The organism is candidate division KSB1 bacterium, from assembly GCA_034506395.1.
Lineage (GTDB): Bacteria > Zhuqueibacterota > Zhuqueibacteria > Thermofontimicrobiales > Thermofontimicrobiaceae > Thermofontimicrobium.
Window position 1 is genome coordinate 1 of sequence record JAPDPQ010000005.1, and the last position, 14,991, is coordinate 14,991.

Genomic DNA, 14,991 nt, shown 5'->3' on the forward strand with positions numbered 1-14,991 from the left:
CATAAACAAAACCATTCTTCGTGCCAAAGAACACCGCACCATCTTTTTCCATTGGCATCGAAGGGGCAATATCATAGCCATAGTTACATGATGTTGCCCAAATCAACCGCGGAACTTCGGAGTGCGATGAAAAAGCCAGCAATGTATCCTCCATGCAACGGGCATAAATCCTTTCACCATCTTGCGAGATGCCAATGGACTCACGTACCTTATGCATGCCAGTTCGCCAGATCGTCTCTCCGGAGTTGACATTTATTGCCGTAATAAATCGATCTGGGGCAACGATAAAGACTTTCCCCTCGGCAGCCACAGGCCAGCAGGCGGCTGGCGAATATAATCGTCCTGGATTGCCATTGCACCACTTCCATGCCAGTGAACCATCGCGGCGATTCAAAGCGTACAAGTAAGTGTCCCAAGCACCAAAAATCACTTTATCCTGATAAATTAGCGGCCGCGTTTCAACAAACCCAATCACGCCAGAGAATTCCCAAAGGAGCCCTCCATTATCCAAATCAATGGCGCGAAAGTGACCATCGCTCGACCCAATGTAAACCATATCATTATAGATTTGCGGCGCCGCGACAATTGGTGCTCCAGTAGGAAATTGCCACAGCAATCGACCATTTTTTGCATTCAAACAATAGATAGCTCCGTCTGTGCCTGCAAAAATTACCCGTTCTTGGTCTGCCGCTGGTGAAGATAATATACTCCCTTTTACCCGAAGATCCCACAACTTTTTTCCATTTCGGATCGATAATCCATAAATCATGCCCGCACGGTTACCGACAATTACTTTGTCTTCCCAGACGCATGGGGAAGCAGTGATACTATATCCCGTGTCGACCAACCATCTGATTTTAACTATTGGATAATTTTGATTGATTGAGAAATCTGGACGATTGAATTTATCTGGATTGGAATCCATTTTGGATCGCTGAAGGGATAATTTATGCCAAGGATCAATTACGAAGCATGGCACATTGGGCATGGAGTTATTTGGAGGCTGATTCTCATTTGAGATCAAATTTGGCGCGGCGAATCGCTCGCAAAAAAACATACTGTCATTTCTCACGGTAACGATGTTGTATCCTCCAAAAGGACGATTGCCTTGCAGAGCCGAACGGCCCATGACGCCAGAGATACCTTCCAAATCATAAATTTTATTTCGATGACCATGTCCAAAAAGAATAGCTTTAGTTTGATAATTTCGCACCCGATCGAGGAATTCATACCAGTTATCCACAGATGTGTCAATCGGATAATGGGTAACAAAAATAAGTGGCTGCCATGGATTCGGCAAATTGACCAATAGCGAATCCAGCCAGCGCAGGTCTTCTGGCGAAAAATGACCATCGCCCATGCGCATCAGTGGTCCCTGATGCATGCCAATGAAACGGTAGCCCTTATACTCAAACTGAAATTTATCGTCTCCCCAAATTTCACTGAACTTCGTGCATCCCGATTCTGACCATTTCGTGTCGTGATTGCCTGGAATGATGTAATAAGGCTTATTGAGACTGTCCAAAATGGTTTTAGCTAATTCTAGCTCGCGATTGCTACCCATCTCCGTAATATCGCCGGACAAAATAACGAATTCGATGTCATCGATGCCGTTCATGTCCCGAACCGCTGCGCGCAAATCTTCAGCGCCAGTTGATGATCCCACATGCGTATCGCTTAACCAAGCAAAACAAATTGAGCTATTCTGCGGCAATAAAGCAGAAGGGTAGCAAAAGAGGAAGACAAGACAAAGGAAAATCACGCTACAATATTTCATTTTGATTTTTTAATAGGTTTCTGTAAGGCGCTAATGGGCGGAAACAACCCAACGGATTTTTCCTCACGGATGATAAAACCACCTCAGATCTCCCCATCTGTGGTCGTCCTATCATCCGTGGGGAATTTCATCAAAATCACAAAAACAATTCTGTGACCTTTCACTTCTCTGACCAAAATTCATCATCCGCGGGAACTTCTCCCTTGAACCCCAATTGATTCTACCCCACAGATTATAAAACCACCGCAGATTTCCTATCCGTGGTAGTCCTATCATCCGCGGGGAATTTCATCAAAATCACAAAAACAATTCTGTGACCTTTCACTTCTCTGACCAAAATTCATCATCCGCGAGAACATCTCCCTTGAACCCCAATTGATTCTACCCCACAGATCAAAAAACCACCACGGATCGTCTTATCCGCGGCTGTCCTATCATCCGCGGGGAATTTCATCAAAATCACAAAAGCAATTCTACGACCTTCTATTTCTGTATCCAACAGATTAAAACTGCCCCACAGAAGATAAAACCACCTCAGATATTTCTATCTGTGGTCGTTTTATCATCCGCGCGGAATTTGCGGTCAGCTTGAAGTATTCGAGCGACCAGTGGAGCAAAAACATCAGCGCAACAGTAGCATTCGCTTCGTTTCATTAAAAGATCCAGCGATAATTTTATAGAGATAAATTCCGCTGGCTACATCTTTGCCTCGATCGTCCTTACCATCCCAAATAACCCGATAGGATCCGACTAACTGTTTTGAATCAACGAGCAACCGAACGCGCTGGCCGAGTAGATCAAAAATCTCAAGCCGCACTGGTTGGGCTTCTCCTGAAATTTGATATTCGATGGTCGTTTCCGAATTGAAGGGATTGGGGTAATTCTGCAACAGGGTAAATTGTCGCGGCAATTGGATGTATGGTTCGTCAACTGAAACCGCGACTTTTTTCACGATTCTCAAATCATCAAAATAGAGCGTGCCAACAGTTGGACTGCCGGGATTATAAGTGAATTGAAGGCTTTCCAATCGCAACGTTCCATCCAGATTGCCATCTCCCAGCCATGTTCCTGTGCCGTCCTTGCTCATATCCCAGGAGACCAACTTCCAGCCAAGCCAGTCTATGGTGATCCACGGACTCACTTCGTGATTGGCCGCTGCCAGATTGGGATATTTATCATCCACGCAGAATCGGAATTGATTGCCACTGCCATCACCAAACACATAAGCTTGCAAAATATAGTCGCTATTGAACAACACGGTTTTAGCTGGAGCGCTATCGGCAATATAAAGTCGAATGAGCCACGAGCTGACATTCACATCCCAGCCATAGTTAACTTGCAGCGAAGTGGTGCTCTGGGTTAATAGATTGACAATGACCTTATTCTCTCCGCGACTGGTCTTTTCCGTTAAAATGCCAGCAGTACTTCCACTCTGCTGCGGAGCCCACCAATTCACCATCAGGTTCGACTCAAAATTATCGATAGACGTGACGCTAAAATCGGCATCGATTGTCCTGAAGCTATAGGATTTAGCCGAGGTAACTGTATTTCCCCAGGCGTCAGAGAAACCAGGAGCAATCCGAGTAACATACACTTCGTTAGGAAATAACTTTTGCGCTGGGAAAAAGCAGAACACACTTTGATTATTGATCACATAATGCTGAAGCTGGCCAGACACGTACGTATGGTCCTGAAAGCGCTCCAGCCGAATCTTATCGGAAGAAATCGAGGACGAATCGATCACTTCATCATAGGTGATATTGACAATCGGCCAGCGCTCCACGTTATTTGAGCTCGAAGGAGGATAAATTGAAACGATCTTAGGCGGCGACATATCTGGAGGGCCGGTTCGAAATTGCAACACAAAATCATCTCCGCCAATGCCATCTTTATTGCCATCAAATAAATGACCATAAAAATCCGTCGCATTCCCAGAGATGGTGATTGAGTAATCGAAAAGAAATCGAAGGCTATCTGGTCGAAAGATCAGCTTTCGATCGTCATTTTGCCAAATGAATTTTCCAGTGGCTGGAGGGTCGATCAAGAAGCTTGCTTCCACCTTAGCGCGATTCATCTTGCGACTGAAATTGAAAATGATGTCGTTCCAAGCTGGGACATTGATCGCGCCATTAGCCGGTGTGGTCGAGACCAGGTAAGGCGGCTTTTTGGAAATCAATTTCACATCCTTGAATGTGAAAAACGTGTCGACAGGCGTCACGGTCAGCGTATCGCTGTAATAGCCCTCCGCCTCGATGATCATCTCCAATGCACCAGCAGATAAATCCTCCAAATAATAAAATCCATTATGAAGCTGATCCGGATCATTGCTATATTTGTAAAAAAGCGATTGGTATGAATCGGTCACATACGTTTTTCCATCAATTGTAACCCGAGCGCCGTTGATTGGGACGCCAGTTTCATTGTCCGTTATGATACCTGTGACAATCCGCTCCGCTGGCCTAGGGATGTCATGAAATTTGAGGATCGACCAATAGAAAGTTTTCGCTTCGAGCTTTTTCCATTCGGCATTCATATTCAACTGATTCTGCCGCGGATTGGTATGAAAACCAGCTTCGCTCAACTCAGAGGGCATATTGCTCATGCGATTCACATGCAAATAGGGTCCAGGCCAACTCGGAGAGCAAGCGCCAGTATAAGCATAAAAGGTACAATCTCCTATTGAACCGCGGGTATTGGTGCGCATGCCTTGGGTTAAGAGAACCACCATAATATCAGCCATGGCCTTGCCGCCATTCGGGACTTTCTCGGCTTTGTTGTAATATTGGCCCCACAATAGCAAGGTGCTGTTGTACTCTGGGCTACCTGCATCGCTGTGGATGGAATGAAACCAAGCTGCACCCACGCTGTTGGCATAATCGGTTCGCTGGCTTAACGACACAATCTGCTGATCATTTGTACGAGAAATATAAACAGTATCGATATCAGTGGTCTCCAGTAGCATCTCGCGCAATGCCAGCCCAACCCCCAAGTTCTTTTCCGCCTCAGAATAATTATAAATTCCCATGTTCTCTTTCTGGCTATGACCAGGATCGAGAAAAATATTCCAGCCCGCCAAACCAGTTACCTGGCTAAAGCATGGACCACTCAAAAACAAAATGACTAATACAGCTTTTATAAAAAATCTCATATTTTTTCCTTTCGAAATTAGCTCATTACCCGCGCTCCAGCTTCCTCATCCTCACAAAGCTGCTCCATTGATCATTGATAACTGGTTACTGCTCACAAATCGCTTTTTATTGATCAATCCTTAGTCAGTTCTACCACATAAATCGCCCCCTCATTCAGCACATCGAAAACGATCTTTTTTCCATCAGGGGACCAATGCGGATTCATCTCCAATTTGTCTTCTGGAAATACCAATCTACTTTTACCAGTTCCATCTGTTTTTATGATATAAAGATCAGAGGAGAGGTAACGGTATCCGTCGTCATTGGTGACCATGTAAATCAGATGTTGGCTATCAGGCGACCATTGAGGACGATGCCCACGGCCGAGATCGTTGAGGTCGGTTCCATCGATCCTCATGACATACATATTCCCCCCCATGATTTCGAATGCCACGCGGGACCGATCGGGGGAGAGGGACAGGTTAATGCAACGCTCCCCTTTGATCGGCTCATAAACTTGGTAATCCTTGGCAGCAGGATTGCCGATCGCGATTTGATCATCCTTTAAAAATGCAGAAACTGCCGGGATAGCGCTTTTTTGTAGTGCTGTTGCTCGCTTGCCCGAATCATACACTTCTAACTTGCCTCGCCCATACATATAAATCTTTTCATCCCCAGCGCCCCAGTGCGGTAAACCAGGCATTAGCGTGCGAAAATTGGTGATAAAGCGCGATTCACCACGCTCCAGATCAAACACCTTAACGGCATTGAATCGATACCACTTCTCAAATTTTGCCACCCGGGTGACGATGGCCTTCGAGTCCGAAGACCACTCAAATCCAAAGCCAGCAGCGGGTTCATCTGATATTTCTTTTGCCCCACTGCCATCGGCATTCATGATCCATAACCCTTGATAGTTGGAAGTAGTAAAGGCAATTTTTGTCCCATCAGGGGAAAACACTGGATGCATGAAATAGAGCCCATCTCCCCCAATAAGTTTGATAGGATTTCCAGCCTTCCACGGCTGAGCTGAGGCTGGCAAATTAAGAATGATGCTCAAAATTAGCAGCAATAGTATTTGTCGCATAAATTAGCTCCATTGATTGAATGAATAGAGTCATCAAGTTGACTTAATGACGTTTGGTTGAGCAACGGATTAATCCCAACGGATGATAAAACCACCATACATCTCTCTATCCGCGGCTGTTCTATCATCCGGGGGAATTCCATCAAAATCTCAAAAGCAATTTTGTGACCCTTAACTTCTGTGACCAGATATCATCATCTGCAGGTACATCTCTCTTGCCCCCAATGAATCAAAACAACCCCTCGGATGATAAAACCATCACGGATTTTCTTATCCCCGGCGGTTTTATTATCCGAAGATAAAGCAAGCTAAAATTCATCAAAATTCCATGATCTTTTATCCTTATAGGCAGATCACTAACAACTGGAAACTCGGTGAACAAAAAAAATCATTAACCACAAAAATCGAACAACCATTGAAATATGAATTCAATTAATTATTCAAAGAAACCTGTTTCTTAATCTCAATGGTTGCTTCCCACTCGGATGATAAAACCATCACCGATCTTTCTATCCGCGATCGTCCTATCATCCGCGAGGAATCTCATCAAAATCCCAAAAGCAATTCTGTAACTCTTCATTTCTGTCACCAAAATCATCATCCGCGATTGTCCTATCATCCGTGGGGAATTCCATCAAAATCTCAAAAGCAATTCTGTAACCCTTCATTTCTGTCACCAAAATCATCATCCGCGATTGTCCTATCATCCGTGGGGAATTCCATCAAAATCTCAAAAGCAATTCTGTAACCCTTCATTTCTGTGACCAAAAATTATTTCTCTACAAAAGCAGATCAATCGCCTATTTGACGACCATCAATTTTTTCACCGAGGAAAATTCCCCGGTGCTCAATTGATAAAGATAAATCCCCGATGCCAGATTATTCGCATCCCAGTTTACGGAATAGATTCCAGGCGGAAGGCTTTCATCTACCAGTTTAGCGATCTCTTGGCCCAATACATTCAAAATCCGCAATTGCACTTTTGTCTCCTTTGGTATGGCATAACGGATCGTAGTATTGGCATTGAACGGATTGGGATAATTTTGCTCCAAACAAAACGAGTTTGGCTTTTGAAATCCACCATCTGAAATAGAGGAAGTTGGAGTCGCCAATGAAAACTTGATCGCATCTGCACGCAGCACCGCATTAGGATTGGTATTTTTCCCAGTGTCTATCACCCTGACTTCGATTTTATAATTTGCAGGAAGATGATATCTCCCTAATAGCACCCAAGATCCGCTGCCCTGGTTCTGGTTAATGATGATGGAATCGACAATCACATTCTGGATTCTCAACACATAAGCTGCATGATTGGACGCGTTGACCGTGGTCGGGACAATCTCAAAAATATCATAATAGCCTGACCTGCTCACCTGAGTTTGAAACGACGCCCAGGCGAGCGGAGTCTGATTGAGCCAGGCATAGCGACTCGACGGTCCATACGCTTGAGCCACACTGGTAGCCCATTTGCCAAATTCACGATAACTCGACGAGTCATCATTATCAACGACTATAAAAAAGGATTCTACTTTGGCCGTCACCACTACAGACAAAAAGGGTTGATGCGGATCATCACTATGAATGACCAGCGTATCGATCACTTTGCCAGTATTTCTTGAATAAAATCGCAACGGCAGAGAGACAGAACTCATCCTAGCCACTTCAACAGGAAATGTTGCGCTTGTTGTCACGAAGTGATGTTTCGAAATACAATCTAAAATGGTCAAACTTTGATAGCCACGATTGGTGATCTTTAGATTCCAGTTGAATGGGACATCTTGGCTCAAAGCTCCCAAATTGATAAAATTTTGATCAACTGCCAGGTCCCGTTCCCGAACCAGGGCTGAAAATTTCGCCACATCGGCGGCCACGACTTTGCCCGGCTGTTGGCTGCCAACTGCCACCAACTCCAGATAATTATGTACACCCTCCTCAAGATAAGCTGTAGCCACATAAACCCAGTCCATATAGGTCAGCGGCTGATTGAACAAAATAGTATCGACTGGTTGATCATTGGCGTAGATTCGATATATCAGACGATTGGCGGGATTTTCAATTTTGGGAACCTGAACGAAAATGTTATAGAAGCCAGATTGAGGGATATCGGGAATCCATTGGACGCGAACCGTGTCATTTGCTGTCACCGTGACAATTTGCGCATCCGAACCCCACGCGCAATTCGATGACGGGCCCCAATTGCCAGATGCCATCACAAAGCCGCGATCCCGATTGTCCACAAAAATATCATCGGGCAAATATTGGATAAATTTCATCGACTGGTTTCCAACCGTATCGCACACTGCCACGCCCACTTTGGCCAGCAGATTCTTCGCTACTGGCTCGATGGTCTGCCACTGATTCTGCCCAATCCTCTGGCAAGGCATGATGAAATAGCGTTCATAAATATCCTTGGCAGCGACAAACGGCTGCTGCTGAAAAATCGGTTCATCAGTGGTAATAACGAACGCAACATCGTTCCCAAGCGGTCGTTCCTCAATTGTTAGCTTTGGGGCTTCCTGATCAGCGGTCTTCAGCCAACGCTGCATCGCTTCGATGGCTGTGCAATAATAAAATTTGACATCAGGATAAATGCCGGCCAAATGGTGAGCGACGCTATCGATCTTTTGGATATTGGTCAGGAAATCGGTCTCTGGCAGATGGCCCCAGATACAAGCTACTTGATCGATACCCGCATGGGCCTGTTTGAAAATCTCATGCAGATATCCCCGAGAGCGCGTAGTGCTCAAATGCGCTGAACGAACATTCCAGCCGCGACAGCTTCCCGGTCGCTGATAGTTTTCAGGAGACGGATGAAACGGGATCCACTCCGCTGGCGCCTGGGACCAATCGTAATTATTATCCAGCGGCTCAGTGACATCGACGCCATGCACGGGATAATCATTGTGCATACTGTATGGCAGCAACTGATCGAGATAATTCTGCCAATCGTTATCCATAAAATGCCAGCCACTCCGGAAGGAGACCGGGAACACCTTTTCTTCCAGCAGCAACTGGCAAAGGGTACAATCAAAATCATCTTTGCATTCGACAAACGTCCGCGTCTGGTTCCAGTACCAGATGCCATCGTTATTGTAATCGGTCCAACCAAAGGTATGATAGTGCAGTGACAGCTCGTCCCCGAGCTGGTGCACGGCATGGCCATGATACTTTTGCATCAGATACATGGTCATGATATTAGGGATTGGGACATTGCGATTGGTAGCATATCGAAAAATATTGCCGGCCATCATCCACCAGGTCATTTTGAGCGGCTTGCCATCAGAATCGACCATGCGCGCCCGGAAGGATGGATCCATCACCTGATAGGCATTTCGCGCTGGATTGGTATACAGGTCGAGGCTATAAGTGCAATGATAGTTCGAGACGCTCATCCCGTCCCAGATGGCAGTATCGGAGCCAAGGACGAGATAGACTTTGCCAGCAGCCCAACAAAGTTCAGAGAGCAACAATAACACAGCCAAGCCAAAAAAAACGAATGGAATAACGATTTTTTTCATGATAAGACGATAGCTCTTGAATTTAAGCTTGATGATCGATCAAGTGAATTACCATTTTCGGTGTCAATCGGCAACACATAAGTAGTGGTTTGTGCTTGACTCTCTTTCATGAGGATTGAAAGTTCACAGGAGCCGGCAATTGCACCATAATCAAAAGCCGTTGGGAAAACCTCCTCCCAACGGCTTTTTCTTTTGGAAACGATGCTGCAAAACAACTACTTCACAAGTGTCATTGATTTTGTCATCAACTGGCCATCGACCTTTAATCGATAGAAATAGGTACCAGTTGGTAGCCCAGTGGCATCAAAGGGAATATCGTATCGACCTTCTTCCATATTCTGGCTGACCAGCGTCTTGACCTCGCGGCCATTAATATCATATATCTTAAGTTCAACAAAGCCTCGCTTAGCCAGCGTGAACGGAATGGTTGTAGTCGGATTGAATGGGTTAGGATAGTTCTGCAACAGACTGTAATTTCGAACTACTTCACCGTTTTCAACCCTAATAACGCCAGTGTAAGGATTAGCGTTCTTCCATTTCTTTACTAAGCCACCATCGAAGTCATTGGTTAGTGCATACCAGACACCACCTTCTTCCCAGAAAATGACGCCGCGTGGTGAATAAAAAGTCCCACCATCTGCTGGAACATTTGCATCAAATTTACCTTTGCTCTTTCCGATGCTATCGACAATGGCCCAGCCTTTTTTCGGATCTAAGGCGTACCAGCCGGTAAAATCATTCGCACCGACATCCCAATAGGTTCCAACCCACATCATGCCCCAGGGATCCCAATCCAGGCACTGGCCCCACATGACCTTGTCAGGAGTTGTGCCAAAGGTATCCACTGGTGCGTACGTGCCATCAGGACCATCATCGCTGTGCCAATGGACAACGCCATTTCGGCCAGAGTATATCTTGCCAAAATAAACATCTTTGCCATCCTTGCTGACAAGCACGCTTCGCTGCAATCCCAGGTTGGTATCAGCCACAAAAGAATATAGCTGCAGATCCTTATCGAAGATGTAGGCAGGGTTGCCACTCGCAACATGAGCAAGATATACATAGCCATTTTCATCGGCTGCGCCTTCAGTAAGAGAGGCAGCTGGTTTTGGTTTCACCTTGCCAGTGACCTCAGCACTAAAAGTAGCTGGATCGAGCGTCTGGTAATTGATCCGCCACATTTCATCATAGGCCGAATGAAATATATTGCCCTCATTGTCAAGCGCATCCCCTCGACAGCCATTATACAACGTATCAATCTGCCCAGTGGCATGCTTTAAAAAGCGAACTTTGGCATACACAGAGCCATCTTGATTATAAACCCAAATCGGTTTAATTCGTATAGGAGTACCATCTGGTTTAAAAATGGTATCGGTATAAGCATATGATCCAACCCAAATCTTGCCATCGCCTGTTTTTACAATCCCATGAGGTTGTGCGATTGTTGCAAAATCGCCAACGTATTCCCATTGCGCCAGCGCTAAGCTTGAGACCATTAATAGCGCTACAACTGTGTAGAAAACTTTTTTCATTTCATTCCTCCAAAATTTGTGTTGATAAAAAAACTCAATCCATCCAATTAATAAAACCATTTAAAACCGGAGATTTTTGGTTTCTCCGTGCTGACAATACATCTCGGTATCTGCATGACTTTTGGTTCTCATTTTTGACAGACCGATTCAAATTGACCAATGGGATTCATGAAAATCCGAACGGAGCAAAGACGGCTTGTCAAAAATGATTGAGCCATCAAGTTGCAGATCTCGAAATCATGTTTGCTACGCTATTTTGTTGCTATCACCTCCTTCATCTCTTAACTCCGCACACCATTATTATCATGGTCGCCCGTAATACGGCGCTCCTTCTTTAAGCATATTGATTTTGATCACTCTTCGTTTCTTGGCATCATCGCTGCGCCTCGCGACATACAGGAACTGCTTGGAACCCCAGGAGAGCGAATTGCTGCTCGGCTCCAATACGCCGGGGTAAAGCGGCTCGAATTTACCATCAGGATAAATTGCGACAATGGCGGCTGCCGCATTGGTGCCCACATACATCACCCCATCTGCACCAAAAGTAATAGATAAGATTTCAGCATTTGCTTCAAAATGGCTCGACCAATCGAAATAGAGCTCATTCGGCCCCAGTTTATTGTCAGCCAATAACCGGTTGCGCCAGATCATTTGCTTGTTCGCAACCTTGTCCAGCCCGCCGACATAGACATAACCATTGAACACGCGGACCGCTTTGATGTAGGTGCTTGGATAAAGCGCTGCGCTGAAGCTGGTGCCATTGGTTTGAATGGCAAACAGGCTGTCGCCATTGCCCCCGGCATAGATCACGCCATTGGGAGAGAAATCGAGATCATAAATGGCGCCTTTGGCTGTGAGCCATTGGGCGGCATTCCCTCCCCCAGCAGGGACTTTATAAAGGTTTCGCGTGTTTCGGGCAATGTAGAGCGCACCGTCTGGGCCAAACTTCATCCCCGAAAACAGCGGAAAAGTGGCGGAACCATAATCCACTTTGGTTTCATCAGGCGCTATTTTCACGATCTTCCGAGAAGCCAGCGCCACATATACGTTTTCATTTTTGTCGCATTCCACCAACAATGGCTCATCAAAATCCCCAAAGCCGCCGTACTCGCCAACACCACGGACTAATTTGTAAGGCACTTGATTACTGAATGAAATGGCACCCATCACAGCGACCTTGATGGTTGTGGCATCAGCCACAAAGTTGGGGCTTTGAACAACCAGTTGCGTCTCGCTCGCTTCAAGTACTGGCGTCTTGGTCTTGCCAAAATAGACAAAATTATGCTCCTTCACCGGTGAAAAATGCTGCCCGAGAATCTTGATCGTCACAATTCCTGCTAAGGCGCTATCAGCAGGTTCCACCGCCGTGATCACCGGATCCGGATTATAGCTACTATTGGGATTATAGAGACTGGCGGGCTTCTCTATATCACATCCCAGGGCAATCAACCCGACCAGCAACAGCAATCCCATTCCCTTCAATTTATCCATTTATGACTCCTCACGCTTGATAATTCTATTAACTGCTTCAAATCGTAAAATCCAAGCTCTTCACGGAACGGAACAAGGAAGCAATTTCAGTTTTTATGAATTAAAAGATTCCTCGCTGCGCTCGGAATGACTATTTTCTTTCATTTCACAATTGTCATCAGGTATAGACCACTGATAACTGATCACTGATAACTGATTACTGATTGCTGAAAACTGATCATAGACTAACGGATAATTACAAACTTCCGAAACGCACTCTCACCCTTTTTGTACAACAACTGTTTAGTTTCAGGGTCATAATAATCTTCAGTCACTTCAAAATGGGCAATATAAACGCCACTGACGACAACCTGACGGGACGAGGTCACCGAATTCCATGTTTCATCACCGCTGCCATTGGTGTGCTCGATGGTTTGGATCAGATCGCCGCGCTCGGTAAAGATGCGAATGATGCATCGGGCGGGAATGTCCAAAAATGTGATCTTATCAGGCTCGCCCAGATATTGCAGCCCTCGTGCCTTGATGTTGTAAGGGTTCGGCACTACGCGGATATCTTTCAGCGAGGTACCAGCTTTTCTGCGCAAATAGGCTGGTTCAGTCGTTCGAGTATAGAAGCGACCGCTGTGAAGCTTACCTGGGGGGTTGGCCTCCCCGGTGGTGTTGTTTCGCCCATCATTGACCGCGACCAGATAATAATAATAAGAGAATCCACGGGCTGCCTGGGTATCGTCGTATTGATTGGTTCCTGGCGGCAAACTGGCAATTTTCTCAAACACCGTATCCGGCCGGCTGACGGCGCGATATACCTCGTATCCCGCAAATCCAGGCTCGGACTCAGATTCGCTCAATGTCCATGATAAACGAATGCGATCGCCACCTGATTCCACGTTGAACACCGCAGGTGGCAATGGTGGCTGAGGAATATTATAATTGAGATCGAAATTCCGTTTGGCCCGGCCAAAGGTCAACATGATAGAATCTTTTCCTGTGTAGACCCAGGCATTTTTATACACATTGCGATCCGTCGTGGTACTGCCATCGGGCAAAGTATAAGGCGCATTCTGCTGCAACCAGTTGCGCCCGACCAGTTCGCACATGGGACGACTGAGCCCGTTGATGCCCTCGGCCTCCACAATGCGGACGCTCTGGCCCGGCTCCAGATCAAAGGGACCATAACAGATCCAAACGTTCGTGCCACCACCATCATTATGCACGGTAAACGGATCTGGATTGGTGGCCATATAGGCTTCGTCCATGCGATTGGTGCCGCCCAGTCCATTATAAGGCTTGCCGCTGAGCATCTCATAAAGCTGAATCATCTTGGGCATATCCGAGGGTTGCAAATTGCCCAGGCTGGGATAGGTGTCCCCCGCATGCCAGCCAAGCACAGCCGGCTGATTAGGATCGTCGCTCTTATCAGTCGCGCTTTTGTCCACATGCAAAATAGCCGTCCCAGCAAACTGAGGAGCGGTTAATCGCCCCGGAGCTGTTAACATTGGCGCACCGATATTGTCATAAGTATTTACTGCAGATTGTCCAGCCCAGCTAAAACCGCAGCGGATCCATTGTACAATTGGGTTCGCCTCCGTGATCTTTTCGCCGACATGCAGCGGATAATCCTCACCGCGCTTGGTAACCCAGCTATGCTTGCCCCATACCTGGCCGTCGCCGATCCGCTCCCCTCCTTCACGACAGACACTATAACGCTGTCCCCAGCCGATCCGGACGCCTTTCAACGGTCGGTTCAATTCGATCTCGTCATCGTAATCAGTATTGCCAGTGTTGGTCAATGTGTATTCGCAGATGAAATAGTTATCGTGATACTGCTGGCTGAAGAACATGATCTTTCTCGTGAACGTGAGTCCGAGAGATGTGTTGATCACATTCAAAATGACCCGATCCGCCACGATGTTGGGATCTATTTCATCCACATCACCAAGATACGGGGCAGTGAGATTGTTCCCGTCCACATAAACCAGCGGAGGTGGAAACTTGGCGATCTGCTTCAGCACCATTGGGAACAACGACAAATCCACGTGGTCAAGAATGATCGTGATGCCATAAGCTTCCCAAAATTGGCCCTTTTCATCCGTGAAATCCTTGGCCGCGATCCAAGCGCGTTTGATTACGGCGTTGTCCTGCTTCGGGTAATCGGCTGGCCAAATCAGGCCTTCGTAATAGACGTTGTTCCAGGCTCGCTCGCGACCATAGGCAGAAAAATAATTTTGCAGCGAGCCAATCCGCACATACCTTCGCTCTGTGCCAGCCACCTGGCCCGCAGCATCGGGCAACTCGATGGCAATCTGAGAGATCAACACTACCAAAATAATCGTTAGCCATTTGATGTTCATTTTCATCTCTTATTCCTATTTTTCAATGATAAATTTCTTGAGTCCACATCTAAAATGCCGAGAGCCCCTTCAATTGTCTTCAGTGTTCGGATAATGGCTCTTTACCA

General features: G+C 46.2%; 8 protein-coding genes. All 8 read right to left on the bottom strand.

Annotated features, from left to right (window positions below; translation table 11 throughout):
• A partial coding sequence (locus ONB37_04630) for a PQQ-binding-like beta-propeller repeat protein (GenBank protein MDZ7399435.1) occupies positions 1-1,666 on the bottom strand: 1,666 nt, incomplete at its 3' end.
• Positions 1,667-2,399: 733 nt separating this feature from the next.
• Entirely contained in the window at positions 2,400-4,925 is a 2,526-nt protein-coding gene (locus ONB37_04635; protein MDZ7399436.1) for an Ig-like domain-containing protein, read from the bottom strand.
• A gap of 113 nt (positions 4,926-5,038) precedes the next feature.
• Positions 5,039-5,992, bottom strand: a complete 954-nt coding sequence (locus ONB37_04640) for a hypothetical protein (GenBank protein MDZ7399437.1) — start codon at positions 5,990-5,992, stop codon at positions 5,039-5,041.
• A 527-nt stretch (positions 5,993-6,519) separates the two neighbouring features.
• Positions 6,520-6,681, bottom strand: a complete 162-nt coding sequence (locus ONB37_04645; protein MDZ7399438.1) for a hypothetical protein — start codon at positions 6,679-6,681, stop codon at positions 6,520-6,522.
• 111 nt (positions 6,682-6,792) lie between these two features.
• Positions 6,793-9,510: a T9SS type A sorting domain-containing protein gene (locus ONB37_04650; GenBank protein MDZ7399439.1), complete on the bottom strand. Its 2,718-nt coding sequence runs from the start codon at positions 9,508-9,510 to the stop codon at positions 6,793-6,795.
• 215 nt (positions 9,511-9,725) lie between these two features.
• Entirely contained in the window at positions 9,726-11,042 is a 1,317-nt protein-coding gene (locus tag ONB37_04655) for a T9SS type A sorting domain-containing protein (protein ID MDZ7399440.1), read from the bottom strand.
• 303 nt (positions 11,043-11,345) lie between these two features.
• Positions 11,346-12,533, bottom strand: coding sequence for an IPT/TIG domain-containing protein (locus tag ONB37_04660; protein MDZ7399441.1), 1,188 nt, complete (start codon positions 12,531-12,533; stop codon positions 11,346-11,348).
• 224 nt (positions 12,534-12,757) lie between these two features.
• The gene (locus ONB37_04665; GenBank protein ID MDZ7399442.1) at positions 12,758-14,884 is read right to left on the bottom strand and encodes a fibronectin; all 2,127 of its coding nucleotides are present in this window, start codon (positions 14,882-14,884) and stop codon (positions 12,758-12,760) included.
• Positions 14,885-14,991: the final 107 nt, after the last annotated feature.

Coding starts and splice junctions, on each gene's coding strand:
- ONB37_04635 (MDZ7399436.1), bottom strand. CDS start 4,925: ATGAGATTTTTTATAAAAGCTGTATTAGTCATTTTGTTTTTGAGTGGT.
- ONB37_04640 (MDZ7399437.1), bottom strand. CDS start 5,992: ATGCGACAAATACTATTGCTGCTAATTTTGAGCATCATTCTTAATTTG.
- ONB37_04645 (MDZ7399438.1), bottom strand. CDS start 6,681: ATGATGATTTTGGTGACAGAAATGAAGGGTTACAGAATTGCTTTTGAG.
- ONB37_04650 (MDZ7399439.1), bottom strand. CDS start 9,510: ATGAAAAAAATCGTTATTCCATTCGTTTTTTTTGGCTTGGCTGTGTTA.
- ONB37_04655 (MDZ7399440.1), bottom strand. CDS start 11,042: ATGAAAAAAGTTTTCTACACAGTTGTAGCGCTATTAATGGTCTCAAGC.
- ONB37_04660 (MDZ7399441.1), bottom strand. CDS start 12,533: ATGGATAAATTGAAGGGAATGGGATTGCTGTTGCTGGTCGGGTTGATT.
- ONB37_04665 (MDZ7399442.1), bottom strand. CDS start 14,884: ATGAACATCAAATGGCTAACGATTATTTTGGTAGTGTTGATCTCTCAG.